Below are 26,129 nucleotides of genomic sequence, written 5' to 3' on the forward strand. Positions count from 1 at the left end.
GCTGGATTAATTCTGATCACGCTGTGCGACGAGCTCAGTGAGAATCAAGTCGATTCGCTGCAATTCGGTATGTTCGGCTAATGAGGCGTCGATCTTTTTTTGAGGCATCCTTAGCTTTTGCCCAATCGAGATGATTTCATTTCGTAATCGCTTGCGATAGGCGTTTAGATCCCCAATGGTTTCCTGTAGCTCTTCTCGTGTGGCTTCAGGCATTGGTTTTAATCACTCATCTTTAAGCCTACACTGGAATATTTAATCATCATTTCAAGCAAGAGAACCCCTTTAGAGGAGTTCAACATCGAGCCTTTCGAGCAATGATCAACGCAACTCAATGAAGCCTTGCATGGCTTGCTTCTACTCTTATGGCTTCCTTCTACTCTTGTTGGTTTGGAGTCTGTTGGAGTGCCGAAGCTCAAAAGTTTGATCAAGCAGTGTGTATTGGTTGCGTGGATGCTTCAGTGACGAACCGTTGCGTGATTGCTTGCTGATTGGCTGGGTTTCGGTATAGAGGCTTACGATTGCGTTCGTCTTCACCTCACTCAAGGGGGGCAAAACCCATTAGCGCAAAGGTCTTGCCGCTTTAATGCAGGCTTCTTAAGGCGTCACCCGCATTAAGAGGTTTATCTGCAAGTGGTAATGTCCATCTAGCTTTTGGAGTCTTCCCTTAATGGTTCAGAAGCTCCCTAACCCCCAGTCCTGTCCGGCTTGCCAATGCTTGACGCATTCTCTCGCGCTGTAGTTGGTGCTGATGCCAAAGGGGCTTGCCTCGGCAGTTCCGATTTGGCTTCTCTTCGTCAGCACGTTGCGGATGCCAACATTCGAATCGATGCAACCAATGCAATCGCGCAACACATTTCTTGTATTGCAGCGGATGCAGTGAGCGGCATGGTTTGCGAGAACACAGGCATGACCCAGCCTGGCGGTAACTGCTATCCCACTCGCCGCATGGCTGCTTGCTTGCGCGATGGAGAGATCATCCTCCGCTATGTCAGTTACGCCCTCTTGGCAGGGGATGCATCTGTTCTGGATGATCGTTGCCTCAATGGTCTCAAAGAGACCTACGACGCCCTGGGCGTGCCTATTAAGAACGCAGTTCGTGCTGTTGAGATCATGAAGTCCGCTACTGTGGCTATCATTACTGATACAAATTCTGGTCCCTCTGCTTTCCAGGGCATCTCTGGTAAGGGTTCTGACTGCCAGGGCATTGCTGCAGAAGCTGCTTCCTATTTTGATCGTGTGATCAGCTCCCTGAGCTGAATCATTCGTAATCTTCTTCAAGTTAATTATCACACTTCCATAAAAGGAATCACACGATGAAATCTGCTGTCACAACAGTGATCACTGCAGCAGATGCAGCAGGTCGTTTCCCTGATATAAGTGACCTTAAAGCTGTCAAGGCATCCTTAGATCGTGCGGCTGCCCGCATGGAAGCTGCTGAGAAGCTGGCTTCTGGCATAGACAATGTGACTGCTGATGCACTTAAAGCTGTTTACAGCGATGGTAAGTATGACCTTGCAACTAGGGACAAGTGTGCAAGAGACATCAACCATTACTTGCGCCTGATTAACTATTGCTTGATAGCAGGTAGCACTGGCCCTCTTGATGAGTGGGGTATTGCCGGTGTTCGAGAAGTGTTTCGCACACTCGGTATACCTACTTCTGCCTACATCGAGGCCTTTAGCTACATCCGTGAGCGTGTATGTGTTCCTCGTGATATGGATCAGCAAGCTGCCGACGAGTTTAAGGACCTTCTTAACTACCTGATTAATGCTCTCTCCTGAATCTCAATGCCTTTAGGCTGCTACTTCTCAAGGTCTGCGCAGCTTGTTTTTAGCTTGGTTGGCCTTGTCTGTAAAAGCATTGGGAATCTATTTGATTTGAAGATCTCCCCCAAGCTCTTCTGAATTACTCTTATCGCTAGTGACTTGAGATGTGCTGAGCCTACATACATGAGCAGGGATGAAAACTGTAAGCCTGATCTTGAGGATTTATTTGATGACTTTGCTCATCCAAATCCACAAATCAAAGAAGAAGCTTATTTGAAAATGTCTCGCTACTGGCCTGAGGAGTCAATGCCTAGGCTGCTGGCAAATCTGGATCAGACGGATATTGAACTTAGAAGAGCATCTGTAAAAGCCCTTGGTGTATTTGGTAGACGCTCCTTGCTCCCTTTAGCGCAGATATTTCATGCCAGTGAGAATAGGATAGTTCGCACAAGTTGTCTCAAGGCTTTTGTGCAAGTGGCAGCTAAGTTCCCTGGTGAAGCCTTCCCAAAAGAGGCCATAGAAGTTGTCGAATTGGCTCTACAAGATGATATCCCTGAGTTGATCCTTACAGTGGTTCCGCTTCTATCTCTTCTCGGCAAGCAGGGGCTTCCACTTCTGCTACAGAGTTGCAAAAGTAATAATATCTTGCTGGCTGCTATTGCAGTAACTGCTCTTGGGGAAGTTGATGATCCTGCAGCTGAAGCTTGCTTGAAAGAGCTTCAGGTGGACGATTTAATTGATGATTTGTTGCGAGGGAGCGTAATTGATGCTCTCAATACATTGGAGCAACGTAATGCAGGCAAGCCCAGTACTCAATAATGACTAGCTTTCATTGTTATGTTTTTTTATACCTTCGTTCGAAAGCTGATCAATTGCGAGCTGCAAAATTCTATTGACGCTTTCATCTTGTTCTGCAGACTTTCTTGCAAGCAGTTCATTGAGTGTTTCCGTTGCCTTCAGTTTCATTAGAGACAAGGCTGCATTCTTTCGGACTTGAGGGTGTAAATCATCGAGCCTGGCCAATAACATTGGCTGTGCCCAGGATGGTTCGTGTAGCTTGCCAAGCAATATGGTTGCTTCGGCACGCACATCGCTGGCAGGGTCAACTAAAGCTCCCAGGAGAAGCTCTCGAGCATCCGTATCACCCAAGGCTTGTATTTGCTCTCCCAGGCCGGCGATGGCTGCCGCTCTAATTTCTGCATGGTCGGATTGGGCTGCATTGCGAAGAGCATCAGGTGCTTGAGCTCCCACAAAGGCCAGCCCCCAGCTGGCGAATCCACATTGCATTGCTGTGCTGTTGGGATTCATGAGAACATCTAGCAGGAGCTCTACTGCATCTGCACCAAAAATCGCCATGGCTCCTGCCGCTGATCCCTGAACGACAGGGTCTGGATCGTTGAGAAGGGCTTCGAGGAGATTTGGCAAGGTGCTTGGATCGCCCACCAGTTTGAGGGTCTTTGCGGCGGCGCGCCTCACCGTGGCACTTGAATGCTTTTGTAGGGCCACACAAAGTGCTGGCACCGCGGCCTTGCCTACGAGACCGAGACTTTCTGCAAAGGTACGTCGAAGCAATCCTCGATGATCGCCAAGACCAGACACCATGCGCTGAATCTGCTCTGCATCGGCTTTCGGCGTGTCTCCACGTCTGAGCATGGCCTTTAATTCATCGGCCAGTTCAGCGGCTTCGTCTTCATTCAGCAACGACTCGTCAGTATTGATGCTGAAGGGGTGCTCCTGTGTCAATGTTGTCGACTTGAGAATGCATGCATTATCGATGTGAGCAAGGTAATGACTAGAGTCGAGAGATCAACGGATCCACTGTTTTAACGGTTAAGCCCCTTATGCAAGCCTGCCTGATAGAAGGCTAAGGGGATAACAATGAGACCATGATGTCGTTTGTGAATTGTGCAGGATTTTGGCTGTAATTAGAAATTGTGCCTTCATTCTTTTGGAATTGCACTAGTAAGGATCCTGACCGAAGGTTTTGCTGCGTTTTTTAGCCTTGAAGTTAGTTAAACCCTTTGTCATCCTGATTGTCTTTGGAAGGTCAGCTGTTATGAATTTGTTTAAGGGATGGTCAGAGTTATTGCGATAGTTATTTGCCCTTGAAAGGATCCTGGGATTGTGTTTGCTTTGCTTGATAAGCAGTTAAGTTTGGCTGTGCTGGAGATTCTAGATTCCAACAGCTTGATAATTGCTATTAGCTAGAACAGCCTCAGGATGGTGATAGAAGCTAAAAGGGTCTTTGAAGTATTGATCTGAAGCCATTAGAGGTTCTCTTTTTTGGGGTGATTGACTTGTCGATATAATAGTGGTCAGTAAAGCGACGATAAGCTGTTCAGTGAAGCTTGATTATTCAGAGTCGAACTTGATTATTGAGGCACTCCAGCCCTCTTGTTGGATAGTTGAAAGTTGGTTTTGTTTTTAAGGCTATTACCAATGCTTGCGCAAGTCTCGACTCCTTCCCAGATTGTATGTCAGTCAATGTACTAAGAGTTTTAGCGCTGCGCTCTATTTCCATAGAATGGAATCCCTTGCTTATTCCCACAGCTTTTCTATCTCAAAACATGTTTTATTGTTGATCAATATGACTCATATGGATGAATCAAAAGCTACAGGTTGTAGCATGGAAGCAGAAATAGCTTCTTTGGTTGAGGCTGAGCTACGTGAACTATTCATAAGTGAGCTCAATTGGGCGGGCAATAGCGCGGCATTCTCATTCAGTTAATGATGGTATATTTCTTTGCCGACAAGTAATGGATAAGTCGATGATACTTTGCGGCCTAAATTGGCACATAGATTTCATGTAGCTATGGCTTCGAACCTAATGTTTTGCTCTTTAGCTGACGCTTCTTTTAGTGGCTATTTGTGGAGCTCTGGGCATTATTTCTCTTTTTTCTGCTTTGTCGCATTAGGGAAAAGAGATAGAAGTAAGCTTTTCTGGCTGAATCAGTTGGCCATGATTGAAGCTATCTTTTTAGTAGCAAAAGAGGTCCCTGCCAATGAGCAGCCAGCAGCATAAACTTATGAATTGGCCTATTACTTGCGTTGCAATGTTTTCACTCCTCTAAATAATGCATCTTCAAGTCGAAGCGTCTAGAATGTTTTTATTGCTGAAGTTAGGCTAGGCTTTCCCATTCTGCATTGGGGCAGGTATTTCGATTCCTTGTCAGTCGTAAAGAGTCATTCCGTAGTCAACACTGAGGCTATTTGCTATGGGAGAGAATGATTGAATGAGAGGTTTTTGAGGGCCTTGGCAAGATGATAAGGATCAATTTGGCTATTAGATATTTCAATGAGTGTTGCCTCTGTTGACCCTGTAACTCATGATCAGTTGTAGCGATACTTTGCTATTCCAGCTTCCTCCAGGAGGCATGCCTCTAACATAAGATCAGCCCCTTTCGCAAAACAGCAGAGTTCAAGATTGCCTACTACTTCTTAAAAGATGACTGAGATAGGAATGCATTGTTCCAGAGTAATGACTTGGTCAACCTTTCGGCCTTGTTCCTCGTTCATATTCTGATCTAGTGAAAGAGCTGAAGAGCCCATTCGATCATCTTCCATCTCTCAGCCAGGAAGAGGCACTCAAGATTCTTTGTACGCCTATCAATAAGTTGGAGTTGGCCAGTGATTACTACAAGGCAGCCTTTCACCTAAGCAAATTCCCTGGACCCAAGACTGAACGGGCTTTGTTGCGCCTGGTTGAGTCAGAGTCCTCTGAACTTCCTGTTGTGATTGCCCGTAAAAAGGCCGTTGAGGGCTTGGCTCGTCTTCGATGTACCGCTGCAATTCCTGCCATTGGTCGCTGCCTCACAAGCACTGATCCAAATTTGGTTGAGATTTCTGCTTGGGCCCTTCAAGAGTTGGATTGTCAGGACCCTGATCTACATCAAGTCATGATGTCTTTGCTAGATGATCCCAAGCAGCATCGGCGCGTGTTGATTCAGAGCCTGGCTTGCCTTGGGGTGGTTTCAGCGGCACCAAGAATTGAGTCTTTGCAGGATGATGCCAACCCTGGGGTTCGTGGTGCTGCTCTTGCTGCAGTGTTTAGGCTTTGCGGCAAAAGAGATCGATTGCTGGAGCTGGAGTTGCATCTGGCCCTTCCTGTTCAGATGGATCGGCATCTTGCAATTCAGGATGTTATCGATGCAGGTGAATTTGATTTACTTAAGGCTACTTTAAGGGCACCTGTATCTCCGACCTTTCGCATGCGGGCCTTGAATGCTCTTTGGCCTGAAGAGGTGGTAAAGAAGAATGGCCTTGATTTGCTGGTTATTTTGGATGGGCTGATGCTTGATGACCCAGATGATCTTGATCTCGTGCATCATTATGATGAATCCCCTAAAGATGCCTTCCTGATTGAGGAACTATTCGGGACTGATTTTAGTCGCTGTTATCTGGCTGTTCAGACCTTGCGTAGTCGCAATCCAAAAGAGCTTTGGCCTTTGTTGTTGAAATGCTGGGAACGAGCAAAGAAGGATTATGGCGCGCTCTATTTCTTTATGGTTCTTTTTAGATGTATGACCGATTGGCCGGAAACAGCACAACAGAAAATTCAGGATTTCTGCTTCTCTGCACTTGATCGGCGTTGGCCTGATTTTATTAAATTCAAGCCAGCTTCCATCCTTACGCTGATGCAATATAGCCCCGAGATTGGTTGTTCCTATTTGTCTCAATGGCTGAACCCAGAGAAGTCTCCTTACTGGGCCTGTCGATATGCAGCATTATTGGCTATTGAGCCTTTGCTTCATGTAGAAGAATGGGGCGTATTGGTAGAGAATGTGGCTAGAAATAAGGAGGACCCACATCGCTTTGTTCGAGCTAAGGTTAACAGTCTTGAGATGAATCGTATCGGGGTTTCTCCTCCTGTAAGGTAAGGGGATTCTTTTTTGCTGATTCGCCTTGCTCGTGAATCTTGGATAGTAGCATTGACTATAGATTTAGTGCTTTATTTATTATTATTTTGCTGGTCAACTATCAAGATATTGAGCCTATTAATTCCTTCATGCTTTTATCTCTCAGTGTTCGAGAGGCCCTGGTTTTTGCAAGGTAAAAAATGGCAATGGCTTAGTGGGCCTGGAAAGCAGGATTTGAGAGCATGGGACAGTTGATAGATGCATTGAACTGTCATGGCATTTCTGCCTCTTGTTATTTCAGGCTTACGACATATCACTATTTTCTTTGATGTGTTAATTCAGTGTGAGGCAGAGCGCAACCAGCTTTCGTTAAGATGATCGCCTAGATTGACAATACGTTGGAAGTGAAGTGGACCGTGCTTTGAGCCCCAGAGCTGTTCATGTGTTTTGGGGTCAAATCCGCGATCTCGACTAATCCAAATTTTTTCATCAAACTCCACCTCGCTGACCAGATAAGTCATGGTGTTGTTGCGAGGAACTAGGCAGTTTTTACCAGGTTCAACTTGTCCTCGATATTGGTTTGGTTTGACTTCCTCGAAGTGCATAGAGCAGCCCCGTCTTGGAATGAGCGTATCAGCGCATAGGTGATTGAGAAGGTCAGGGTAAAACCCCGCGCCAGCCAAGCGCTTAGGCTCTTGCAAGCTATAATTCTCCAATATGAATGCTTCTTTGCTTGCTAGTAATTTATGCACGCCCTGACGATAAGGACGCCATGGATCATAGTCATAACTTTGCTCTGAATAATATCCAGGCCCTTTCAATACATCCCATAATAGTGGCCTAAAGTAGATATTGATTCTGGCAAAGTGGATTGGATTTTTCTGAGCTTGCTCCTTGTTGCTGTAGTGAGCAGCTAATGTTTTGGCGAAACGTAGTAATGAACTCTGACGCATCTTTTTTTGTTGATCCTTTAGTTTTTTAGCCTGCGCACTTCCGAGGCAAAAGATGTTTGCAGGACGCCTGAGCCTTCTGATGTTCGTAGAACTGATGATCGGCACCGAATGTGTTTGGAAACAAACCAGATTCTCTCCTCAGCAATAGATTGCCCATATTTGGTCATCAGCAGGAAAGTCCCGTCTGATAGGAATTCATAATTTGAGACAGCTTTTTCAGCTTCTGCATAGCCCCTACTTCTTAAGATCACCCCTTTCTCATGGGTTTTTGGGATAGGTATTAAAAGGCATGAGCCCGATGTGACCTCTGACTTTACATTTGGCTCCCAGTCACTTTCAGCTTGCCATTCCATTTTGAACGGCGATACGGTCATGCTGTTGTGACTTGTCGTGGACTTGAGGAGTTGGATAACTTCGGGATCTTCGCTATTGACCTTTTGGATGCGAATCTCGCTTAGTACTTCCTCAAATTGTTGGAAGGCTAGTGAATGGCTACTTCGCATTGACCGCCATGTACCTTCACTTTGAGCAACGAACTGCTCAATGTTCATCAAGAGATTCGTTTGAGTCTTTGTTTTGACCACTTGGCTGATTGCCACTGGCTTTTTGAATCATGCGTACCATTGAGTCAACCATCATCGACATCGCCATGGGGATTTCTTTCCCTGAGGGGGTTAGGGCAGATTGATCACCCGGTTGTTCACTTGAAGGGGGGCGAAACAGAGGCATGGGGAAATTCGGTGATGGAAAGTTCAGTTTGTCGCCCTGTCGACAGCTCAATGGTTTGCAGGGAAATCATCTCCCTTTGGCCATGATAAACAAGCAAGAGGTCTCTTCCTGTGAGCTTGAAGCTAAAATCTTTAATTGTTTTCAGTTTGCATGGCTTCATGATTTTTTTGGCTTGGATATAAGGTCATCAACCTATAGATGCATCCTTGTCAGTCGCTAGCAGGCGAGAGGAGAAGAGCAATCAGAAGCCTCTTAGGTATAAATACTTGCGAGCAGTCTCGCTCGTTTTCGCTGCCTGGCCATTGACCCAGGCGATTGCCCAAACTAAAACAAGCTCTATCTAATCTCTGGAAAATTACTCCACCAGTCAATCGCTTCTTGCTTCATCTGCTCAAGCTTGTCTTGGTCTCGCAGTAGAAATTGGAGGAGAGTGATGAAACCAACTTTGCCTCGTTGAAGCTTCTGAGATGGACAGGCAGCGTGGCACCGATAACATCGGCAAGATTCTTTCTGGGATGAAATAACTGATGACGGTCCGTGAAAACAAGGCCTGTTTTGAAAAGTTGCTTAGTAAGCAACTGCATGGTTTTAGTCAGTTGAGTGAGGCCTTGATTTTGAGGCTGATTCAGCTTGAAGAAAGGGTCACGATACTTGAGAGTAGTCAATGTTTGAAGGATGATGGCTGCTATGAAGCCACTAAGAAGCTCCTTGTTGATAGTGAGGAGCGCGTGAGGCACCTAAAGGGGCTTTTAGACGTTGATCCAGACCGATGTACCTCGTTCAACCTCGCTTACGCTATTTCATCAGAAGGGCAGATCCTTCAAGAGGTTAAGCCTGAGAATAGTGAATCAGACTAAACCTTTAATTTGAAGACAGAAGATATCCAGGGAGAGGGGAATGTTGATCAGTGCCTTGAGAGTGGGGATGGGGCTTTTGACGATGATGTTGGCGATACTCAATGCGTGGAGGATGCGCAAACAAATCTGCTTTTAACCTGATCTATATTTTAGATCAGATCAAGAAGTCGGATGCGAAATTGAGCCACTTCTTTGGCAATGGATGGAGATCCCAATAGGAATGGGTGGTCCTTGATCGTGTCTAGGACTAGATTTAGTTTAGTCTCCTGACTAAGCTTATTTCCTTCTTTTTTAGACTGATAGTTCTTCCAGGCCTCATCAAATATCATCGCAAAATTGTCTGCATTATTGAACAGGCGGTCGCTCTTTTCGTTGGACGGAGAGAAAGACACGGCAATGGGCATCTTAAATTGATGCCAGGACCCAGATTTGAACTGGGGACACGGCGATTTTCAGTCGCCTGCTCTACCAACTGAGCTATCCCGGCTAGTCGCCTTCGCGACCTCGGAATCTTAAATCACTGGGTGAGGCAAAGCCTTGTCAGGGTGGTGATGAAATCATTGCCTTAGGCCACTGGGTCAGCAAGCTTGCTGTGGCGCAAACCCAATCGCGTCTTGGCGGCGATGATCATGATGCTTAAGGGGGCAGTCCAAAGCTCATCAGTAGATCAGCAGTGGCGTTGTCGTTCCTGCGTTGATGGTGAGCTTGTTTTTTGCCATCAAAGCCTTCTGCCTGATCGATCGCTCTAGTCTTTGCGGTGATGAGCTGCGCACTGTGATTCAGGTGTTTTAGCTCGCAGTTCTTTCCATCTTCGATTAGCAGAAAACCGACTCACACCCTCCCTTCTATGACTTGATGCTCGGGGGCTGGGGGCAGTCTGTTGGACAAAGCGCTATCAGCCTGCATGTTTCCTCCTGGTTGGCCCATCTGGCTAGAGGAATTCTCATGCTTACTCAGGCTGCCGGTTTGGTTCGGTGTCGTTTTCGAGCAGTTGATCTTGTCGCTCTGTTGGCTTTCTGCATTCCCTGCCCTATGCGCTTTTCAATTGAAGGTAAAGGCCATGCCCTGTTGGTATCTATGACGGCGTTTGTTCTTTTGACTCGTGGCCTAATTCTTGACAATGCATCTTTTCGGCTAAAGCTAAACATTGCTTCTGGACTGGCAGTCGCCCTGTTGGCCAGACTCACCCATTGCGAATGGTTTTGGGGTTGTATTTGCTCTTTTGTTTTGGGGTTTTTGCTAGGCAGATCGCACCACCTACAGTAATGCCAAGATTCTGCAAGCAATTTCTGGCTGCCAGAGCTGTGGCACCAGTGGTGAGGATGTCATCAACAATCCAAACCTGATGAAAGGACCAGTCAGTTGCGTTGTTGCTAAGGTCTGGCACCGCTTCGAATGAATGAATTTGGTTTCGCTGGCGTAGCTGTCTGTCGAGATGGTGTTGTCCCACGGTTGCATGGCGGCGGCGTAAGAGGCCATGGCAGGGACGGCATAAGCTACTGGCCAGAAGCTGGGGTACAGGATTTGTTCGGCTTAGGCTTTTCCAGCTCGGAATCGGGACCAGCACAGCGTTGATGGGGACGAGCGGGGTCAGCAGTTTTGCTAAGGCGTGGATCGCTGAGAGCTTCCGATTGCGACGCAGATTCAACAACAGTCGGCGGAGATGACCTTCGTACCAACCCAGCGCCCGCCAGTTCAGGGGACTGAAGCCTCTTAAGCCATCGGCTGGTAGATCGAGTTTCATGCAACAGTTCAGGCAAGGCTTGGAACACTCGGTATCTGAGGTAATCGCTGCCCGGCAGATGGGGCACTGGGGTTGCATGAGCAGGGCATGACCTGCTCGCATCAGGGATGAAAGCAATGCAGTTCAGCTTCTGAAACAAGGATTCCCCTTGTTCTTATGGCAGGGTTCCCTGATGAGGCCATATCAGCCAGATGATTTCGGCATGGCTTTCAGCATGGCCACCAGAGTGTGATGGGCATCTTCACTATCGGTGAGGGTGTGGTCGAACTTGATCTCTAAGGCATCCCCATCCACTTCAAGTTCCATCGTTTCCGAGGTGATTAAAATCATCTTGGCTGTTTGGGGGTCTTTAATTCCTCCGTAGTAACGCGCATAATTCATGACAGCCTCGGCATGGTCGCCATTCATGTGGCGACAGATGCGTGCACTGACATCAGGGGTGAGGGGGTCGGAGCTCATAAGCAGTGGTGTTGGAAATTTTGAGACTAGAGATTGGAGAGCCTGAAGTGAGCTCTTACCAAGAGGAGTTAGTCAAAGCGTTGTTAAAGAAGGAAGTATCTCTAGTTCGATCACATTGAAGCTCATTGAACTTTTCTTCATGACAACCAGTCCAGTCAAATTGTGGTCATGCCATTTGGTTAGCACCATTCAGCGCTGGTGATCCGATTCTTGCTTGGTACTAATCAAGTTGTGTTGAGGAGAGATCGCTTGCAAGGCCAGACGGGCTACTCCTGCAGCTGGTGGGTTGGTGCAAGTCTTGACGGGTATGCCAAGGATCCGTTCTCTTAATCGACGCCATTGGGGATTGCGTGCACCTCCTCCCAGGCTGATCACTTGCTTGGGAGGGGGCGCGCCAAGTTCTTTGAGACGTTGCCAGCCTTGCAATTCGATGCGTGCGAGGCCTTCCAGTAGGCCATGGAGGTAGAGGGAATCGCTCACAGGTCGTGGAGTTAACTGTGGTTCGAGTGTGGGATCGTCAATTGGGAAGCGTTCGCCGGGGCCGGGAAGAGGGCGCAGCATTAGACCACTGTTGAACTCTGGATTGATCTGGCGGCTTAACTCTTTGAGCTCGGTATCACTGAACAGTTGTCGAAGGACACTGCCACCGGCATTGGAGGCTCCGCCGCAGAGCCATCGTCCGCCAACGCGATGGTTGGTGATGCCAGCACCACGGATTGGACCTTCCGTAAAACGTTTCAGCACAAGGGTGCTGCCCAGCACGGTGATGCCGTCGTCGGGACCTGCATTGGCAGTTAAAACAGCAGCATTGGCGTCGGTGGTCCCTGCTACTACGAGGAGTTGTTTCGGTAGGCCAAGGCTTTGGGACTGCTCAGGTGCCACCGTACCCAGAACTTTGCCGCTGCTTACGATCTCAGGAAGTGCTGCCCGCCAGGCTGTTTCGGCAATGCTGGCAGGCCAGGTCTGATTGACTAAATCCCAGCCTAAGCGCAGGTTGTTGCCTTCTTCTCCCCAGCACCAATTGCCTAGCAACCAGCCGCTGATCCAGTCCGCTTGATGGCGTAGCAGAACGCTTTGGCCATGTGTGCTGATTAGTCGTAGAGCCCTTGCCAAGCTGCTGCTCACACTTGAGGCTGGTTCTCCATGGGATACGAGGGAGATGAGTGTTTGCCTTTGCTCTGGGCAGCTCAGATTGTATGGAAGGGCTCTGCTAAGGGCTGTCCCAGTGTGGTCGCAGGCCAGCAGAGTTCCTGATGTGCCATCCACGGCTAATGCCCTCAGGGCCAGCCGAAGGTTGGTGGGCAAAGCCCGAATTAGCTCTGTGCAGCAGGTTTTCCAGTCTTCAGGGATCTCAAGCCCTTTTGGATAGTCCGCTGTGCTTGTGTGGATCAGCTTGCCGTGCTCGTTGAGCACGGCAAGCCGTACGCCGCTGGTGCCAAGGTCGATGCCGAGCGCCAGGGACGAGTTAGGCATGGGGTTTCTAGAGGCTGCTTCCCTGTTTTTGTTGTTGGGCCTCTGCTTGAAGCAGAGTGGAGGCCTTGTCCGTAACGTCTTCCCAGGGAAGATTTAGATCAGGGCGGCCGAAGTGGCCATAGGCAGCAGTGTCTTGGTAGAACCGTCCTCCGCGTTGCTGAGGCAGCTTTCGCAACTTGAATTGTTCGATGATGGCACCAGGTCGCAGGTCAAAATGGTCTTGCACCAAGGCTGTGAGTTTGTCATTTGTTACTTTTCCGGTGCCAAAAGATTCCACTAGGATCGAGACGGGTTTAGCCACGCCAATGGCATAGCTGAGTTGCACCTCTGCACGTTGAGCGAGGCCTGCTGCTACAAGACACTTGGCCACAAATCGAGCGGCGTAGGCGGCAGAGCGGTCCACTTTGGTTGGGTCTTTGCCCGAAAAGGCTCCACCACCATGGCGGGCATAGCCGCCGTAGGTATCTACGATGATCTTTCGGCCAGTAAGGCCAGCATCCCCCTGTGGGCCTCCGACCACAAACTTACCGGTTGGATTGACTAAAAAGCGGGTCGCCTCACGATTGGGTTTGAGGGGGAGGTCAGCAGTCGCTGGTTCTACGACATGGGTCCAGAGGTCTTGAGTGATCCGCTCACGGATTCCATTCTCATCCGAGATGCCCTCTACCTCCGAGGTGTGTTGAGTGGAGATCAAAATCGTGTCGATCGCGACAGGACGGTCGTTTTCGTAGACCACACTGACTTGGGTCTTCCCATCAGGTAGCAAGTAGCTCAGAGACCCGTCATGACGGACTGCAGCGAGTTGACGGGCAAGGCGATGGGCGAGGCTGATCGGTAGGGGCATCAGCTCAGGGGTGTCGTCGCAGGCGTAGCCAAACATGATCCCTTGGTCTCCGGCTCCCACCTTGTCAAGAGGATCACCTGAATGGTCGTCGGCTTCATTAACCCCTTGGGCGATGTCTGGTGATTGTTGATCCAGGGCAACGAGCACGGCGCAACTGGTGGCATCAAATCCACCTGCACGAGCACCGCTATAGCCAATCTCGCGGATTACGTTTCTAACAAGATGGATGAAATCAACCTGGGAGTTTGAGGTCACTTCGCCTGTGATGAGGCAGAGCCCTGTATTGACAACTGTTTCACAGGCAACTCGGCTGCTCGGGTCTTGAGCGAGTAGGGCGTCTAGAACGGCATCACTCACTTGATCACAGATCTTGTCGGGATGCCCTTCTGTGACGGACTCAGAGGTGAAGACGTAACGGCTCATGGAGAACTGAAGTTATGCGTAATTTTAGGGTCTGCCTTGACGACTAGATCATTCCAGTGGTGGATGAGGTGGTGGTAGTTCGTCAGTGTTGGGGGTTGATTCCAGCCGGCCATGTAACCAAGGCTGAGACCTATACCAGCCTGGCGAGCCATCTGTAAATCGGAATCGGCATCACCAATCAAGGCGCAGTGGGCTGGGGCTAATCCCATTAACTGGCAGAGTCTTTTGACGGCATTTGGATTGGGCTTGGCTGGTTGATGCTCAGCGCTCCAGAGCCCGGTCACCGTGTCATGAAGATTGTTTTGGTTCAGGAAGGTCTCAATCCCTGAGGCGCTGTCATTGCTAATCACGGCGCAGATCACCCCTTGTTGTCGCAGCGCTTGCAAGAGCGAAAGGGCACCTGGTAGCAGAGTTCTCGTTGTTGCTAGGCAGGGCCCTTCATTCTCAAGAGCATCCACAGCTGCGAACACTTCATTGGCCAGAGCAAGAGCCTGTGGCCAGCCTTCTCCGAGCAGACAGAACACCGTTGCTGTGGAGATTAGGTTGTGATGCCTTGACGCTACGGCGATGGTTCCGCCTGGATCGAGTCCTTCAGTGTTGAGTCCATAGGCAGCAGAGAGAAGTTCCTGAATTTTGCAAACCACACTTTCGCTTGCATTCCCTCGGTGAAACCTACGAATGGCTTGTTCGATTCTTCCTTTTGCCAGAGATAGCAGGTGGGGTTCGCTATGGCAAAGGGTGCCATCCTTGTCGAACAGCACCCCTTGGATCTTGCCGATGGGCGTCCCCCTCAGCAACAGTTGAGGCATGGGCTAGCGATCAGGATTAGTCGAGGGGGACAACTTCTGGATCTTCGCCTTCTTCGGCCTGCTCGAGCAGCATTTGCTTGTAACGGGCGGCCATTTCTTCGGCTTTGTCAAAGACTTTCTGTGGATCGGTGAGCATGTCTCCGGGTTCGGGCTCAAGGGCCTTGGTAGATAGTGAAATTCGACCTCTCTCCGCATCGAGATCGATGATCATGACCTTCATCTGATCATTCACGTTAAGAACCGAGTGGGGGGTCTCGATATGCTCGTGACTAATTTCGGAGATGTGAAGTAGGCCACTCACGCCACCGATGTCGATGAAGGCTCCGTAGGGCTTGATGCCGCGAACGGCGCCGATGACGACTTCGCCAACCTCGAGGCGATTCATCTTCCTTTCCACAAGAGCACGGCGATGGCTCAGGACCAATCGATTGCGTTCTTCGTCGACTTCGAGGAATTTCAAAGGTAGGAAGTCCGCGACAAGCTCTTCCTTTGGCTTGCGGGTGCTGATGTGTGATCCGGGGATGAATCCTCTCAGGCCTTCCACCCTTACCAGGGCACCCCCGCGATTGGTCGCAAATACTTCGGAGTAGATGGTGGCATCTTCCTTTTGCAGCTGTCTTACCCGTTCCCATGCACGTTGGTATTCGATGCGGCGGATTGAAAGGGAGAGTTGTCCGTCTTCGTTCTCCTCACTCATGATGAAGAACTCGCGGATCTCTCCGGGGAGTAAGACGTCGCTGAGTCCTTCGACCCGATTGATCGAAACTTCCTGAAGGGGCATGAATGCTGCGGTCTTGGCCCCGATGTCGATCATTGCGCCCTTTGATTCAAGGGCAAACACCGTGCCGTTGACAATGTCACCGGGCTTGAAGTTGTAGTCGTACTTGCTCAGTAGTGATGCAAATTCATCGAGGGTGAATCCAGCTCCACTCAGGTCGTTTTTGGCTGCTCTGCTGCTCGGGTCATCGGCTGTTGGGACATCCTCTGGAATGCTCAGGTCTTCTTCAGCCAAGGCTTGCTTGGCAGCTTCGGCTGTTTCAGAAGTGGTATTGATTACCTGCTCGCTGCTAGTGCTTTCAGCAGCAGAGTCCTGAACTTGTTCAGTAGGAGTCGCAGACATTGTTGGATGGCGGTCTGCCCTATGGCAGTGCGCAGGGAAATCCGAGTGGCCCGCCGACCTTTCGGAATTAATTGATCACTCTACAGATTGACTCCTTATTCTCAGCGAACGGCTGCGAGCTGTTCCTTGTTGGTATGAATGCCTTCAAGTGCTGCTACGAAATCATTGATTCCACGAAAATGACGATATACCGACGCAAAGCGTACGTAAGCGACCTCGCTCATTTCGGATAGTTGGTCCAACACCATTTCGCCGATTTCAGCACTATTCACTTCACGCCCACTTCGTTGCTGAAGTTGCAGTTCAAGCTCATTCACCATTGATTCAAGTCTGTCTTGCTCGAGACCGGTTTTTTGACAGGCCAGCGAAAGGCCATTAAGGATTTTACTGCGATTGAAAGTCTCCCTATTGCCATTGCGCTTCAAAACTGTGATTGGAACAGTTTCGACGCGTTCGTAGGTCGTGAAGCGAAAGTCGCAATGTAAGCATTCACGGCGCCTTCTTACACTTCGCCCGGCATCAGCAGCGCGGGATTCAAGTACCCGACTATCAGTGTTTTGGCAGGAGGGGCATTGCATGCCCGTAAGACTCCAAACTTAGTGAACTAAGTCTAGACAGTAATTCGAGCCTTGAGAAGGACCTGTTGAACTGCATTCTCAGGCTTTAGTGCAGTAAATCCTTTGCGAGACAATGAGACTGCATGATTATTTGGATCAACGAGATTGGAGGAAGAAGTGCTTAAAGAGAAAAAAAAAGCCCCGCCGAAGCGGGGCTTTGAAGAGATTGGCGTTTTATTTGCCACTGTCTTTGCCGATTTTCGGCGGATCACGGAATGCAACCGCGAAGAACAGGGTGGCAACCACCAGGGTCATTAAGAGGGTGTAAGCAAAAGCATCCATTGAGAGTCTCCGTAGGGTCGATCAGCTGAAGGTGTAGCGCCTTTGGAGGGCTTAAGTTTGCCCTGGAACGCGACGAGTAGAAGAGTCGCCCAACTTTTGGAAAACACCGAATTCAACCTGGTCGCCAAGGTCAGGATCGATTCCGGCAAACACGTCGCGGTACAAGGTCCTAGCTGCATGCCACCAGTGACCGAACAGGAACAAGAGCGCAAAGTTGACGTGAGCAAAGGTGAACCAGCCCCTAGGCGAGCTTCGGAAAACACCATCTGAAGCATAGGTCTCGCGGTCGAAAGTAAAGGCTTCACCAAGTTGAGCCTTACGAGCGAGACGCTTTACATCAGCGGTATCAGTGAAGGTTTTCCCATCCATAGAACCTCCATAGATGGTTGCCGTCACGCCTTGCTGCTCAAAGGAATTCTTTGCTTCAGCACGGCGGAAGGGGATGTCAGCACGAACGACTCCGTTCTGATCTTCAAGTAATACAGGGAAGTTCTCGAAGAAATTCGGGATCCGGCGTACCTGGAGATCATTGCCTGCCCTGTCTTGGAAAGAGATGTGACCGAGCCAGCCAGTAGCAAGGCCGTCGCCATTCACCATGGCGCCAACTCTAAATAGACCACCCTTTGCAGGGCTGTTACCGACATAGTCGTAGAAGGCAAGCTTCTCAGGGATAGCGGCATAAGCCGCCTCTTGAGTAGCACCGTCATCCATGGCTGATTGGACACGACGGTTGATTTCAGTTCTGTAGAAATTTTGGTCCCACTGATAACGGGTAGGTCCAAACAGTTCAACAGGTGTGGCAGCAGATCCATACCACATCGTTCCTGAAACGATGAAGGCGATAGCACAAACAGCCGCGCAGCCACTGGCTAGGACTGTTTCGATATTGCCCATTCGAAGGGCTTTGTAAAGCCGTTCAGGTGGGCGGTTGAGCATTTGGAAATGGCCACCAAGGAATCCAAAGATTCCTGCCGCAATATGGTTCGCCACAATGCCGCCTGGACTAAATGGATTGAAGCCAGCCGCTCCCCATTCAGGAGCGACGTTTTCCATATGACCTGTTAGTCCATAGGAATCAGAGACCCACATCCCTGGACCATAAAGTCCTGATAGATGGAAGGCTCCAAAGCCGAAGCAAACTGCACCTGCAAGTGTCAGGTGGATGCCGAAGATTTTTGGAAGGTCTAAAGCAGGCTCTTGAGTACGTGGATCAAGCCAAAGATCAAGATCCCAGTAGGTCCAATGCCAGATTGCGGCCAGCATTAACAGGCCACTGAAGATGATGTGAGCGGCAGCAACACCTTCGAAGCTCCAGAGGCCTGGATCAACACCGGTTTCACCGGTGATGCTCCAGCCCCCCCAGCTGCCAGTAATTCCGCAGCGGGTCATGAACGGCATGACATACATGCCTTGCCGCCACATGGGGTTGAGGACGGGATCCGAAGGATCGAAGATGGCTAATTCGTAGAGGGCCATGGAGCCGGCCCAGCCGGCTAACAGGGCTGTGTGCATGAGGTGCACGGCCAGAAGTCGGCCGGGGTCGTTGATAACGACCGTGTGCACCCGATACCAGGGCAATCCCATGGGTCAGGTTCGGGGGGAACGAAACGAAGCTGCTAATGCAGCCAGACCCGCAGATCGTAAGACGTGCACCATTAAGTGTGGAGAAGGTTGTCGCTAGCTGCAACGTGCAGTGATACATGAATAGCTCTTAAAAGAGTGGGCTTGGAGGGTTATCGATTTCGCCATGCTGAGGTTTTGCTGATATTCAGGCTTGGTTACAAACTGCAATGCCGCGCTTGAGACAAAATGGCTTGTCTTTTGCGTTCAAGATCCATGCCCATCATTCGCTTTGTTCGGGAAGGCAAAGATGTTGAGTGCAAGCAGGGCGAAAATCTCAGGGAGGTTGCCTTGCGCGAGGGAATGGAGCTCTACGGGCTGAAAGGAAAGCTTGGGAACTGTGGAGGTTGTGGTCAGTGCATTACTTGTTTTGTTGGAATTGAGGGGGAGAGCAAAGTTGCTGCGCTTTCACCACGAACTGAGGTTGAGGAAATCAAGCTCAGGCGTCGCCCTGAGAATTGGCGTCTTGCTTGTCAGACCATTGTTATGTCGTCAGTGATCGTCGTGACACGACCACAGGAAGCCCTGCTTAATGCCAAGAGTCGTCTTGAGGCGGCGCGTGCGCAAAAGCTGCCTTAATAGGCCAGCTAACCCCTCGAATCAGAGGGGTTGATGGTCTGAACTCAGCTGGTTTTGAAAGGGCGTGGGCTGCTACGCCCGGTGACGAGGCTTGAGCAGATTGCAGTTTGGGTAGCTTGCGGGTGATACTTTCCCGGAGTAATCCTCTGCGGCCATGCCTGTAAACAACTTCGGCTTCCTAGCCACCCTCCTGTTCGTAGCGGTTCCGATGTTGTTTCTGATTGGTCTTTACATCCAGACCAACAGCAACAAAAGCTGATCAACTTCTTGCTGGTTTGAAGGCCATCCGCTTGCCAGTTTCAACTGCGTTCTTGGTCCTGGTCAATCAGGACTGAAGCGGTTTCATCAACTCAGGTGAAGTTGCTCACCGGAACTCCCAACCAGCTTGTCGAGGTCCCAAAGGCCCTTGATCAGATCTTATTGGCGACTCTTCCTAGCAATTGAAACTAGATCTGCGTTCTCTTCAACCGCCATTTGGACCGCCCTCGCTTTGATTCATCCCTGCTTTATGGGTGTTTCGATTGCGTTGGGGCTGAGTCTCATTAACTTGCCAATGTCTTGGCGGGGAAGGGGTTGCAACTCTTTTGGTGGGGTTCCGCTATCTAGATGGACAACTTTCAGGAATCCAGACTTAGTCGACAGATATCAGCTGTTTTGAACTTGGGAAGGTCAGTTCGGGTAGAGCATTTTCAGGATTGCTTCGAGCTAGTTCTTGGTCAGTAGGTTCTTTTGCAAGCTTTACCAGGCTTTGCAGCAGCCTATGGCGAGTGAGCTAGGAGTCCAGCATGTTGATGAAGAGTGAGAAGACGCAGCCTTGGAAGCTGCGTAAGCGGGTGTTACCGCAGCACACAGATCACGCTGGGGTGATGTGGCATGGGGCCTATGTGGCATGGCTGGAGGAGGCTCGTGTGGAGGCTTTGGCGCAGGCAGGTTTGCCCTATGAGCGCATCTCCGCAGCCGGATTGGAGATGCCTGTGGTGCGTCTTGAGATTCACTATCGTCGTGCGCTTCGCCATGGTGAGGTGGTAGAGCTGGAGAGTTGGTCTCTGCCCTGCGATGGGGTGCGATGGCCCTGGTTCACAGTTTTTGCATCGGAGGCAGGGGATCGGGTCGCTGATGCTCAGGTGGATCTTGTGCTGCTCAATGTCATGGGCTCGAGGCGGCGGGTGCTACGTCAACCCCCAGAGCCTCTTGCGAGTGCTTTACGGCAACTACAGCAGGGGGCCGCGCCGAGCCTGTAAGATCATTGGTTCATGCGTACTATTTTGCTTGTGGAATGTCGGCATTGGTGGTGGCTTTGGAGCCGCTGTCCAGGGATTGGAGCTGCTCGAATGAGGGACCTCGAGGCGCTAGGCCAGGCTCACGAGGTCAGTCTGGCTGAGCTATGGACTTGGCCTGAGGAAAGATTGCGCAAGGTGCTCTCCTGGCCGACAGCCTTGTTCAAAGACTTGAGCCTCCACCGCAGCAAGTGGGGAACTTGTCCAAGGGTCGACGTGCCGGAGGATGTCTTGTTGCCTGTGGATTTGCTTTGGCCTGAAGGGTTTCGTGCCTTGAAGCGCCCCCCTTTGGCGCTTTTTTGGCAGGGCCGGCAGGAGCTTTTGGGATGCCTTGGGGCCCGTAGGGCGGTAGCAATTGTTGGCACACGACGGCCTTCGAACCATGGTTTGCGTGTGGCTGAAGCCTTGGGTCGTGCTTTGGCACTAGCGGGTTGGCCTGTGATTAGTGGCCTTGCAGAAGGGATTGATGCGGCTGCCCATCGCGGCTGTTTGGAAGGCGGTGGTGCTCCTGTGGGCGTGCTGGGCACACCTTTGCAGAAGGTTTATCCCAGGCAGAATGAGGGCCTTCAAGCTCTGGTCGCGGCTCAAGGGCTGCTAGTCACAGAGCAGCCCAGGGAGATTTTGGTCAAGCGCGGTTGTTTTGCAGCCCGTAATCGCTTATTGGTGGCCTTGGCAAAAGCTGTGGTCGTCGTCGAGTGCCCCGAGAGAAGTGGAGCCTTGATTACAGCGCGGCGGGCAATAGAGCAGCAATGTCAGCTGTTTGTCGTGCCCGGAGATGCAAGGCGATGGTCGGCCCTTGGTAGCAATGCTTTGTTGTTGGATCAGGCTTCCCCTTTGCTAAGCCCTGAAGCTCTTGTAAAACAACTTGGTACTGGTCCGCTGGCGGTTCATTCTCCTTCGGTTGCTTTTGATTTATCTGGTTCTCGCTCTAGCTCACGAACCGGCCAGCATGGCGATACAGCACTGTTACAGGCCATTGGCGATGGGGCGTCCCTGGAGGATTTGATGACCGGTCTGAATCTGTCTTCGGCGCGATTGACAGAACAATTGCTTCAGTTGGAGTTGCAGGGTGTTGTGGTGGCAGAGCCTGGGTTGCATTGGCATTTGGCCTAGCCTGTTTCGATGGCATTGCTGGAGATTTCCGCAGCAGAGCTATTGGCCTGGCGTCGTTTGCAGTTGGCTGAAGGAGGCCGTGCTGTTGATTTTGACTGGTTGCTTGATTTGGGTGGAGGTTTGCGCTGGAGCGATCTTCAGCAGCTTTATCTCGATCCACGACGTTCAGTGCTGCTTGAGCGATCCCTTGATCAGCTGGCAATGATTTGGAAACAACATCTTGATCATCACATTCCTCTTCAGCATTTGATCGGTTGCTGCCCTTGGAGGGAGGTTGAGCTGGAGGTCAGTGCGGCGGCATTGATTCCCCGTCAGGAGACTGAGCTGTTGGTGGATTTTGCTTTGCAAGCATTGGCTCGGAAACCTTTTGGTCGCTGGGCCGATTTGGGCACAGGTTCAGGAGCACTAGCTGTGGCATTGGCTCGCGCTCTCCCTGTTTGGCGTGGACATGCAGTGGATTGCAGCATCGAGGCCTTGGCTTTGGCGAAACGGAACTTGCAAAGGCTTGCGCCCCATGCCTTATGGCAGCTGCATCAGGGCAGTTGGTGGGAGCCATTGTGGCCTTGGTGGGGAGAGTTCAGCTTGGTGCTGGTCAATCCTCCCTACATCCCAGAAGCTGTAATGGCTCAACTTGAACCTGTGGTCCGTGATCATGAGCCGCATTTGGCTCTATGCGGGGGAGCTGATGGGTTGGTGGCCACTCGTCAAATCATTGCTGGTGCCATGCAGGCCTTAGAGCCTGGTGGTTGGCTGTTCTTGGAACACCACCATGACCAGAGCGATGCCGTGCTGGCTTTGATGCGTCAGCAGGGTTTGGAGAATGTGGAGTACAAGTCAGATTTACTGGGGGTAAGGCGCTTTGCCATTGCTCGGCATCCTGAACATAACGACTCTTTGAACCATGGCAGTTCTGCCTTCGGCTGTTCTTGACGCCAGTGCCTTGGCATCCAGATTGCATGCTGGTTCAGCGGCATTGTTGCCCACAGACACCTTGCCAGCTTTGGCGGCCGCTCCTGTTCATGCTGCACAGTTGTGGACCATCAAGCAGAGGTCGGCCGACAAACCTCTGATCCTGATGGGAGCTACTCCTGAAGAGTTACTTGCGCATGTTTTGCCGCTTGCTTTGGAGGATGCCTGGTCGATGGCCAGGCGCTATTGGCCAGGGGCCCTCACCTTGGTTGTACCGGCTTCGGGTGTGCTTGTTGAGGCTCTTAATCCTGGAGCTTTCACGCTTGGGTTGCGAGTACCGGATTGTGGAATGCTGAGGAACTTGCTGAAGCAGAGCGGGCCACTAGCTACCACGAGCGCGAATTTGTCTGGTGCTGCGCCCACTTTCTCGGCAGATGCTGCTCATACTTGTTTCCCAGGATTGCCATTGTTGGGGCCATTGCCATGGCCGACGCCTTCTGGTTTGGCCAGCACGGTGGTGGCTTGGCAAGGGGCCGGGCGTTGGCATGAGTTACGACGTGGTGCAGTGGTGCTTGAGCTTTGAATGAATCGCCTGATCAAGAGAGCCTGACGATTCAAATGGTCGAACCGAACTTGTTAAGAGGTGCATTTCAGAGACCACTTGAGTGATCTCTGAAACTCGTCTCCAACGCGGTGATTTGTTGAGGCTGTTGCTTGTTGCTTGTAAAGAGAAGAGCTGTTGTTGATTGGTGGTAAAGCTTTTGCTGCTCTGCGGCCTAGTCACGAATCCCTATTCGTATCAGCCAGTTGAGTTCATCTAGCTCCTGCTTGAATTCGTCGATGTTTTTTTCACAAGTCTGGCGAAGCCTATCGAGTTGAAGATATTTTGTGCTATCTGTCTCCACATTATTCATTTGAGCTGTCAGGCTGTAAAAAGCTTTCCAGCACTCTTTTAAGACATTGTTGAGTTCACAGCCTCTATCGAACTCTGATTGAGAGAGTTTTGTGAGCTTCACCCAACACCTTGATGTGCTTTTTAAAGATAGAAATACCAGAGCCGAAGTGCCAAGACCTTAACAATAGATGCGCTTTTGGGACGCTTTGATATTTTTGTTTGAGTATTAGGCGAATTGCTGTGTATTAGATGGGCGAATGGGTTGACAAAAAATAGCCCTGTTGAATTTGCGTTGCGTCTGCAAATCATTGCTATGTGACCTAGGTGCTGCAGCAAGAGGTGAAAGTTGCAGATTGATTTGTCTGGGGATAGTTGCATTTGCTCTTTTGTGAGACTTATGAACTGCTAATAGGATGATTGATGATGGTGATTTGATCAATATTGTCACTCTTCCCCAGCACTTGCATTGTTTCGATCAAACAGATGGTGACCATTTGAATTTTGGTGCCAGCCGTTATTTTTTTTGCAAAGGCCAAAGTTTAGAAAAGCTACAGAAAATCCTGCTTGAAGCTGTTTCCAAAAGAAATTTCCCTGTTGAGGAATCTCTTAATCAGTTAAAAGCTTTACTACTTCGTGTTTGATGTCAAGTCCAAATGCTTTCTTGTCTAAAACTAGATCGTCTTCATTTAACCTTGGTAGCATTGACAACTAAGCATGATTTTGTTCCTGTGATATATCCTGTTACCAGTCTTAATGATGCGCTTTCATTATTGCCTTCTAGTAATTTCATCGTAGACAATGCAAAGTCATGCTTGGTAATAAATTACAGAGTTTATTTTTCTTGCCGCATTGTCAACCACTCCATCAGCGCTTTGCATTGACAAGTATTTTAATAACTCTTTCTTCCGATTCTCTGCAATTATAGTTATATTGCTTTTCTTGAATTAATGTCTGATAAAACTACCACGCTTAGAAAGGCAATCTCTAATGAGCTGTGTGAGTTTTTATCACTTCAATTCAGGATTTTAATGTCAGTTGACTATGGTTCAGGCTTTTACAGAAAGCTTGCTGATGACTCTGAATTGTTTTCTAAATATTCACCTATTTTTCTTGATTCGTTACTGTTATGCTTGTAACCTTTAATTCAGGAAAATTTCAAGGATAGATTGTTTCCTGCTTATTTCTTTGGTCAAATTTATTGTCATTAGCATGCTCTCCCCCCTCACTTTGGTTTGAAGCCTAGCTCTGAAATAGGTGTTTCATGCTGCTTGTCAAAAGACTCTGAATGGTCTCTTGACTTTTATAAAAGCGATAAGATTGAATCCTTATCCCTAGGAATAGGAGATGCAGTTATTTGCCATGGGCCCTCGCTTAAGCATGGCAAGGCTCCATATTCTGGCCGGGAATATATTGGAGCTTTCTTGTTTTATGTATTTCAAAATGGTCCATTGAAACATTTGAAATATGATACAAGTCTCTCTCTTGGCTGCCCTCTTCCGAGAAACTCTTAATCGCTTAAGATGCAACTAGTCTGCCTCTAAGAACTTCCCCACACTATCCCATTCGTCATTTGTTTCTTTTGACCATCTTCTTAATCAGCCTAGTGGGGTAATAATTTAATGGAAATAACATTCATCAATCTGACTGGCTGTTGTTTCTGTACTTGTTATTGAGATCTTATGCCCCTTAGGCTAAGAGATTGATTCGCTGTCAACCTTGCTTTAGTGGTTCATTGCTAAAGACCTTAATCTTTTGCCTCGACAAGTGCATCAGTTCTGCTTAGGCAATATGTGCTAACTGCAAACCATACGAGTTTCATTCTAAGTGTCTCTTCGTTGTCAAATTCGTCTTTTAAGTCAGAGTCTAAATATCCTGTCTCCTCTATGATCTCATGGATATCGGCTTCAAAATGCTCGTAAAGATAATCGAGTTCCCACACTTCTCTGAAGCCGTCAAATCCTGCAGATATGCCTCGATGGTTAATCTCTCTAATCTCCTGTGAATTGCAGAAGCGCTGGTCCAGGAATTCTATAAACCTCATTGCCTTGGCTCTTATTTTCGCAGGATCCTAGCAAGACCTTCTCTATTGGGCCTAAATGCGATTGCTACCATCAATCCTTCATTACCTTTTGTTGTGTTTGCTTACTGCTTTTGATGCACCTTCCTCTCATCAAATGGGATTGAGAAATCTCTATTGGCAGTGGATATTTATTGTCCTTGGAGATTTTTGAGCGGCTATTTTGTATTTTGTTTGCTTTCATATTTTGCCATTGGATCTGATTTCCTGATCAAGGTTTCCTTGCGACTGTCTTGGTCGTTGCCCCCGTGTTCAGTGTTGTCGATGGTTCTATTTGGTTGGTGGCATTTTTTTGAGCTTAGGGTTAGAACCTCTTTGTAAGCTTCAGATCCTTTGATTGCGGCGTCTAGAAATTAGAAAGTTGTTTAAAGATGGTCACCATCAACTCTTCACAATGTTGTCAGTCACGTGAAAGTGGCTTTGATGCCTAAATTGTCTTCCTTCACATGCTCTGGCTGATCGGCTTGGTATTGCTTCTTCAGGCCAGCTTTCATTGGCTGTTAGAGCAGGTGACTTTGATTACTACACCGATTTTTGAATTACGGGGTCTGGGTTGGGTGCTGTTGCTGCTTGGAGCTTGGTTGCTCGCAGGGAAGGTGAAGGATCAGGCTGATGGTTGAGAGGTTTGAAGTGTTCTTTAAAACAGGACGTTCGACACGTGTGTCCAAAAGGAAGGGCTCTTGTGCTCCCTTGATCTTCTTGTTTGGCAGCTCGGCTGTTGGTTGAC

The 26,129-nt window shown here is 49.4% G+C and carries 30 protein-coding genes and 1 tRNA gene; 14 read left to right on the top strand and 17 right to left on the bottom strand.

All coding sequences use genetic code 11. The features are described from left to right. Positions 1–6 precede the first annotated feature (6 nt). Complete coding sequence (locus SIB80_RS04385) at positions 7–213, bottom strand: hypothetical protein (RefSeq protein WP_041384640.1); 207 nt, start codon at positions 211–213, stop codon at positions 7–9. A gap of 498 nt (positions 214–711) precedes the next feature. Between SIB80_RS04385 and SIB80_RS04390 the strand changes: the two genes are divergently transcribed. The 3 genes from SIB80_RS04390 (at position 712) to SIB80_RS04400 (ending at position 2,585) form a co-directional block, all read left to right on the top strand. Next, entirely contained in the window at positions 712–1,257 is a 546-nt protein-coding gene (locus tag SIB80_RS04390; protein WP_063419298.1) for a bleomycin hydrolase, read from the top strand. 56 nt (positions 1,258–1,313) lie between these two features. Then, on the top strand, positions 1,314–1,781 hold the full coding sequence (locus tag SIB80_RS04395; protein ID WP_063419299.1) for a bleomycin hydrolase: 468 nt from the start codon (positions 1,314–1,316) through the stop codon (positions 1,779–1,781). A gap of 459 nt (positions 1,782–2,240) precedes the next feature. After that, the gene (locus SIB80_RS04400; RefSeq protein WP_240951574.1) at positions 2,241–2,585 is read left to right on the top strand and encodes a hypothetical protein; all 345 of its coding nucleotides are present in this window, start codon (positions 2,241–2,243) and stop codon (positions 2,583–2,585) included. Positions 2,586–2,588: 3 nt separating this feature from the next. On the opposite strand, the gene SIB80_RS04405 is transcribed toward SIB80_RS04400, so the two are convergent. After that, the gene (locus SIB80_RS04405) at positions 2,589–3,509 is read right to left on the bottom strand and encodes a HEAT repeat domain-containing protein (RefSeq protein WP_063419301.1); all 921 of its coding nucleotides are present in this window, start codon (positions 3,507–3,509) and stop codon (positions 2,589–2,591) included. Positions 3,510–4,578: 1,069 nt separating this feature from the next. On the opposite strand from SIB80_RS04405, the gene SIB80_RS04410 reads away from it, so the two are divergent. Both SIB80_RS04410 and SIB80_RS04415 read left to right on the top strand, forming a co-directional pair. Continuing rightward, entirely contained in the window at positions 4,579–4,788 is a 210-nt protein-coding gene (locus SIB80_RS04410; protein ID WP_169189832.1) for a hypothetical protein, read from the top strand. 505 nt (positions 4,789–5,293) lie between these two features. After that, positions 5,294–6,643, top strand: coding sequence for a HEAT repeat domain-containing protein (locus SIB80_RS04415; protein ID WP_063419304.1), 1,350 nt, complete (start codon positions 5,294–5,296; stop codon positions 6,641–6,643). Positions 6,644–6,960: 317 nt separating this feature from the next. On the opposite strand, the gene SIB80_RS04420 is transcribed toward SIB80_RS04415, so the two are convergent. Genes SIB80_RS04420 through SIB80_RS04430 form a run of 3 tightly spaced genes read right to left on the bottom strand, consistent with a single transcriptional unit; the run spans position 6,961 to position 8,304 of the window. Beyond that, a complete protein-coding gene (locus SIB80_RS04420) occupies positions 6,961–7,575 on the bottom strand; it encodes a chromophore lyase CpcT/CpeT (protein ID WP_063419305.1) in 615 nt (204 codons plus the stop codon). A gap of 17 nt (positions 7,576–7,592) precedes the next feature. Further along, the gene (locus SIB80_RS04425; protein WP_063419306.1) at positions 7,593–8,126 is read right to left on the bottom strand and encodes a phycobiliprotein lyase; all 534 of its coding nucleotides are present in this window, start codon (positions 8,124–8,126) and stop codon (positions 7,593–7,595) included. Next, positions 8,116–8,304: a hypothetical protein gene (locus SIB80_RS04430; RefSeq protein ID WP_063419307.1), complete on the bottom strand. Its 189-nt coding sequence runs from the start codon at positions 8,302–8,304 to the stop codon at positions 8,116–8,118. Before SIB80_RS04430 ends, SIB80_RS04425 begins: the two co-directional genes overlap by 11 nt. A 527-nt stretch (positions 8,305–8,831) precedes the next feature. On the opposite strand from SIB80_RS04430, the gene SIB80_RS04435 reads away from it, so the two are divergent. Further along, a complete protein-coding gene (locus SIB80_RS04435) occupies positions 8,832–9,161 on the top strand; it encodes a hypothetical protein (protein WP_063419309.1) in 330 nt (109 codons plus the stop codon). A gap of 149 nt (positions 9,162–9,310) precedes the next feature. Here SIB80_RS04435 and SIB80_RS04440 read toward each other — a convergent pair whose 3' ends face one another. From SIB80_RS04440 to psbB, 11 genes are all read right to left on the bottom strand, one after another. Beyond that, positions 9,311–9,565 carry a hypothetical protein gene (locus tag SIB80_RS04440; RefSeq protein ID WP_011131041.1) on the bottom strand — a complete coding sequence of 85 codons (255 nt, stop codon included), beginning with the start codon at positions 9,563–9,565 and terminating at the stop codon, positions 9,311–9,313. A 10-nt stretch (positions 9,566–9,575) separates the two neighbouring features. Next, positions 9,576–9,648 (bottom strand) — tRNA-Phe (locus SIB80_RS04445). Between the two features lie 696 nt (positions 9,649–10,344). Then, positions 10,345–11,022 carry a ComF family protein gene (locus tag SIB80_RS04450; protein ID WP_413351885.1) on the bottom strand — a complete coding sequence of 226 codons (678 nt, stop codon included), beginning with the start codon at positions 11,020–11,022 and terminating at the stop codon, positions 10,345–10,347. A 66-nt stretch (positions 11,023–11,088) separates the two neighbouring features. Continuing rightward, positions 11,089–11,364, bottom strand: coding sequence for a DUF2470 domain-containing protein (locus SIB80_RS04455; RefSeq protein ID WP_011826823.1), 276 nt, complete (start codon positions 11,362–11,364; stop codon positions 11,089–11,091). 189 nt (positions 11,365–11,553) lie between these two features. Then, the gene (locus SIB80_RS04460; protein ID WP_063419311.1) at positions 11,554–12,837 is read right to left on the bottom strand and encodes an FGGY-family carbohydrate kinase; all 1,284 of its coding nucleotides are present in this window, start codon (positions 12,835–12,837) and stop codon (positions 11,554–11,556) included. Between the two features lie 7 nt (positions 12,838–12,844). Beyond that, on the bottom strand, positions 12,845–14,104 hold the full coding sequence (gene metK / locus SIB80_RS04465; protein ID WP_063419312.1) for a methionine adenosyltransferase: 1,260 nt from the start codon (positions 14,102–14,104) through the stop codon (positions 12,845–12,847). Then, positions 14,101–14,913: an HAD family hydrolase gene (locus SIB80_RS04470; protein WP_063419313.1), complete on the bottom strand. Its 813-nt coding sequence runs from the start codon at positions 14,911–14,913 to the stop codon at positions 14,101–14,103. Before SIB80_RS04470 ends, metK begins: the two co-directional genes overlap by 4 nt. 16 nt (positions 14,914–14,929) lie before the next feature. Next, positions 14,930–16,033: a 30S ribosomal protein S1 gene (locus SIB80_RS04475; RefSeq protein WP_063419314.1), complete on the bottom strand. Its 1,104-nt coding sequence runs from the start codon at positions 16,031–16,033 to the stop codon at positions 14,930–14,932. A gap of 101 nt (positions 16,034–16,134) precedes the next feature. After that, positions 16,135–16,611, bottom strand: coding sequence for a transcriptional regulator NrdR (gene nrdR / locus SIB80_RS04480; RefSeq protein ID WP_063419315.1), 477 nt, complete (start codon positions 16,609–16,611; stop codon positions 16,135–16,137). A 213-nt stretch (positions 16,612–16,824) separates the two neighbouring features. Further along, complete coding sequence (locus SIB80_RS04485; RefSeq protein WP_011131033.1) at positions 16,825–16,932, bottom strand: photosystem II reaction center protein T; 108 nt, start codon at positions 16,930–16,932, stop codon at positions 16,825–16,827. 51 nt (positions 16,933–16,983) lie between these two features. Continuing rightward, positions 16,984–18,516 (bottom strand): photosystem II chlorophyll-binding protein CP47, encoded by a 1,533-nt coding sequence (gene psbB, locus SIB80_RS04490; protein ID WP_063397604.1) that lies wholly within the window; start codon positions 18,514–18,516, stop codon positions 16,984–16,986. A gap of 252 nt (positions 18,517–18,768) precedes the next feature. On the opposite strand from psbB, the gene SIB80_RS04495 reads away from it, so the two are divergent. From SIB80_RS04495 to SIB80_RS04525, 7 genes are all read left to right on the top strand, one after another. Then, complete coding sequence (locus SIB80_RS04495) at positions 18,769–19,131, top strand: 2Fe-2S iron-sulfur cluster-binding protein (protein WP_236065978.1); 363 nt, start codon at positions 18,769–18,771, stop codon at positions 19,129–19,131. A gap of 154 nt (positions 19,132–19,285) precedes the next feature. After that, positions 19,286–19,390, top strand: a complete 105-nt coding sequence (gene psbM, locus SIB80_RS04500; RefSeq protein WP_011131030.1) for a photosystem II reaction center protein PsbM — start codon at positions 19,286–19,288, stop codon at positions 19,388–19,390. Positions 19,391–19,916: 526 nt separating this feature from the next. Next, positions 19,917–20,372, top strand: coding sequence for an acyl-CoA thioesterase (locus tag SIB80_RS04505; protein WP_063419317.1), 456 nt, complete (start codon positions 19,917–19,919; stop codon positions 20,370–20,372). 12 nt (positions 20,373–20,384) lie between these two features. After that, a complete protein-coding gene (locus SIB80_RS04510; protein WP_063419318.1) occupies positions 20,385–21,521 on the top strand; it encodes a DNA-processing protein DprA in 1,137 nt (378 codons plus the stop codon). Positions 21,522–21,530: 9 nt separating this feature from the next. Beyond that, positions 21,531–22,451: a peptide chain release factor N(5)-glutamine methyltransferase gene (gene prmC, locus SIB80_RS04515; RefSeq protein WP_063419319.1), complete on the top strand. Its 921-nt coding sequence runs from the start codon at positions 21,531–21,533 to the stop codon at positions 22,449–22,451. Beyond that, a complete protein-coding gene (locus tag SIB80_RS04520; RefSeq protein WP_063419320.1) occupies positions 22,423–23,013 on the top strand; it encodes an L-threonylcarbamoyladenylate synthase in 591 nt (196 codons plus the stop codon). Before prmC ends, SIB80_RS04520 begins: the two co-directional genes overlap by 29 nt. Positions 23,014–23,738: 725 nt before the next feature. Next, positions 23,739–23,966, top strand: a complete 228-nt coding sequence (locus SIB80_RS04525; protein ID WP_063419321.1) for a hypothetical protein — start codon at positions 23,739–23,741, stop codon at positions 23,964–23,966. Between the two features lie 1,103 nt (positions 23,967–25,069). Here the strand turns inward: SIB80_RS04525 and SIB80_RS04530 are convergent. Beyond that, positions 25,070–25,366: a hypothetical protein gene (locus tag SIB80_RS04530; protein WP_011131024.1), complete on the bottom strand. Its 297-nt coding sequence runs from the start codon at positions 25,364–25,366 to the stop codon at positions 25,070–25,072. Positions 25,367–25,848: 482 nt separating this feature from the next. Between SIB80_RS04530 and SIB80_RS04535 the strand changes: the two genes are divergently transcribed. Beyond that, positions 25,849–26,022, top strand: a complete 174-nt coding sequence (locus SIB80_RS04535; protein WP_169189901.1) for a hypothetical protein — start codon at positions 25,849–25,851, stop codon at positions 26,020–26,022. Positions 26,023–26,129: the final 107 nt, after the last annotated feature.

The sequence above is a fragment of the Prochlorococcus sp. MIT 1327 genome, from assembly GCF_047304785.1.
Lineage (GTDB): Bacteria > Cyanobacteriota > Cyanobacteriia > PCC-6307 > Cyanobiaceae > Prochlorococcus > Prochlorococcus marinus_D.

Bases quoted from the DNA above. Each gene is read 5' to 3' on its own strand.
- SIB80_RS04385 (WP_041384640.1), bottom strand. From the start codon at position 213: ATGCCTGAAGCCACACGAGAAGAGCTACAGGAAACCATTGGGGATCTA.
- SIB80_RS04390 (WP_063419298.1), top strand. From the start codon at position 712: ATGCTTGACGCATTCTCTCGCGCTGTAGTTGGTGCTGATGCCAAAGGG.
- SIB80_RS04395 (WP_063419299.1), top strand. From the start codon at position 1,314: ATGAAATCTGCTGTCACAACAGTGATCACTGCAGCAGATGCAGCAGGT.
- SIB80_RS04410 (WP_169189832.1), top strand. From the start codon at position 4,579: ATGGCTTCGAACCTAATGTTTTGCTCTTTAGCTGACGCTTCTTTTAGT.
- SIB80_RS04420 (WP_063419305.1), bottom strand. From the start codon at position 7,575: ATGCGTCAGAGTTCATTACTACGTTTCGCCAAAACATTAGCTGCTCAC.
- SIB80_RS04425 (WP_063419306.1), bottom strand. From the start codon at position 8,126: ATGAACATTGAGCAGTTCGTTGCTCAAAGTGAAGGTACATGGCGGTCA.
- SIB80_RS04430 (WP_063419307.1), bottom strand. From the start codon at position 8,304: ATGCCTCTGTTTCGCCCCCCTTCAAGTGAACAACCGGGTGATCAATCT.
- SIB80_RS04435 (WP_063419309.1), top strand. From the start codon at position 8,832: ATGACGGTCCGTGAAAACAAGGCCTGTTTTGAAAAGTTGCTTAGTAAG.
- SIB80_RS04440 (WP_011131041.1), bottom strand. From the start codon at position 9,565: ATGCCCATTGCCGTGTCTTTCTCTCCGTCCAACGAAAAGAGCGACCGC.
- SIB80_RS04455 (WP_011826823.1), bottom strand. From the start codon at position 11,364: ATGAGCTCCGACCCCCTCACCCCTGATGTCAGTGCACGCATCTGTCGC.
- SIB80_RS04460 (WP_063419311.1), bottom strand. From the start codon at position 12,837: ATGCCTAACTCGTCCCTGGCGCTCGGCATCGACCTTGGCACCAGCGGC.
- metK (WP_063419312.1), bottom strand. From the start codon at position 14,104: ATGAGCCGTTACGTCTTCACCTCTGAGTCCGTCACAGAAGGGCATCCC.
- SIB80_RS04470 (WP_063419313.1), bottom strand. From the start codon at position 14,913: ATGCCTCAACTGTTGCTGAGGGGGACGCCCATCGGCAAGATCCAAGGG.
- SIB80_RS04475 (WP_063419314.1), bottom strand. From the start codon at position 16,033: ATGTCTGCGACTCCTACTGAACAAGTTCAGGACTCTGCTGCTGAAAGC.
- nrdR (WP_063419315.1), bottom strand. From the start codon at position 16,611: ATGCAATGCCCCTCCTGCCAAAACACTGATAGTCGGGTACTTGAATCC.
- SIB80_RS04485 (WP_011131033.1), bottom strand. From the start codon at position 16,932: ATGGATGCTTTTGCTTACACCCTCTTAATGACCCTGGTGGTTGCCACC.
- psbB (WP_063397604.1), bottom strand. From the start codon at position 18,516: ATGGGATTGCCCTGGTATCGGGTGCACACGGTCGTTATCAACGACCCC.
- SIB80_RS04495 (WP_236065978.1), top strand. From the start codon at position 18,769: ATGCCCATCATTCGCTTTGTTCGGGAAGGCAAAGATGTTGAGTGCAAG.
- psbM (WP_011131030.1), top strand. From the start codon at position 19,286: ATGCCTGTAAACAACTTCGGCTTCCTAGCCACCCTCCTGTTCGTAGCG.
- SIB80_RS04505 (WP_063419317.1), top strand. From the start codon at position 19,917: ATGTTGATGAAGAGTGAGAAGACGCAGCCTTGGAAGCTGCGTAAGCGG.
- SIB80_RS04510 (WP_063419318.1), top strand. From the start codon at position 20,385: ATGCGTACTATTTTGCTTGTGGAATGTCGGCATTGGTGGTGGCTTTGG.
- prmC (WP_063419319.1), top strand. From the start codon at position 21,531: ATGGCATTGCTGGAGATTTCCGCAGCAGAGCTATTGGCCTGGCGTCGT.
- SIB80_RS04520 (WP_063419320.1), top strand. From the start codon at position 22,423: ATGGCAGTTCTGCCTTCGGCTGTTCTTGACGCCAGTGCCTTGGCATCC.
- SIB80_RS04525 (WP_063419321.1), top strand. From the start codon at position 23,739: ATGATTGATGATGGTGATTTGATCAATATTGTCACTCTTCCCCAGCAC.
- SIB80_RS04530 (WP_011131024.1), bottom strand. From the start codon at position 25,366: ATGAGGTTTATAGAATTCCTGGACCAGCGCTTCTGCAATTCACAGGAG.
- SIB80_RS04535 (WP_169189901.1), top strand. From the start codon at position 25,849: ATGCTCTGGCTGATCGGCTTGGTATTGCTTCTTCAGGCCAGCTTTCAT.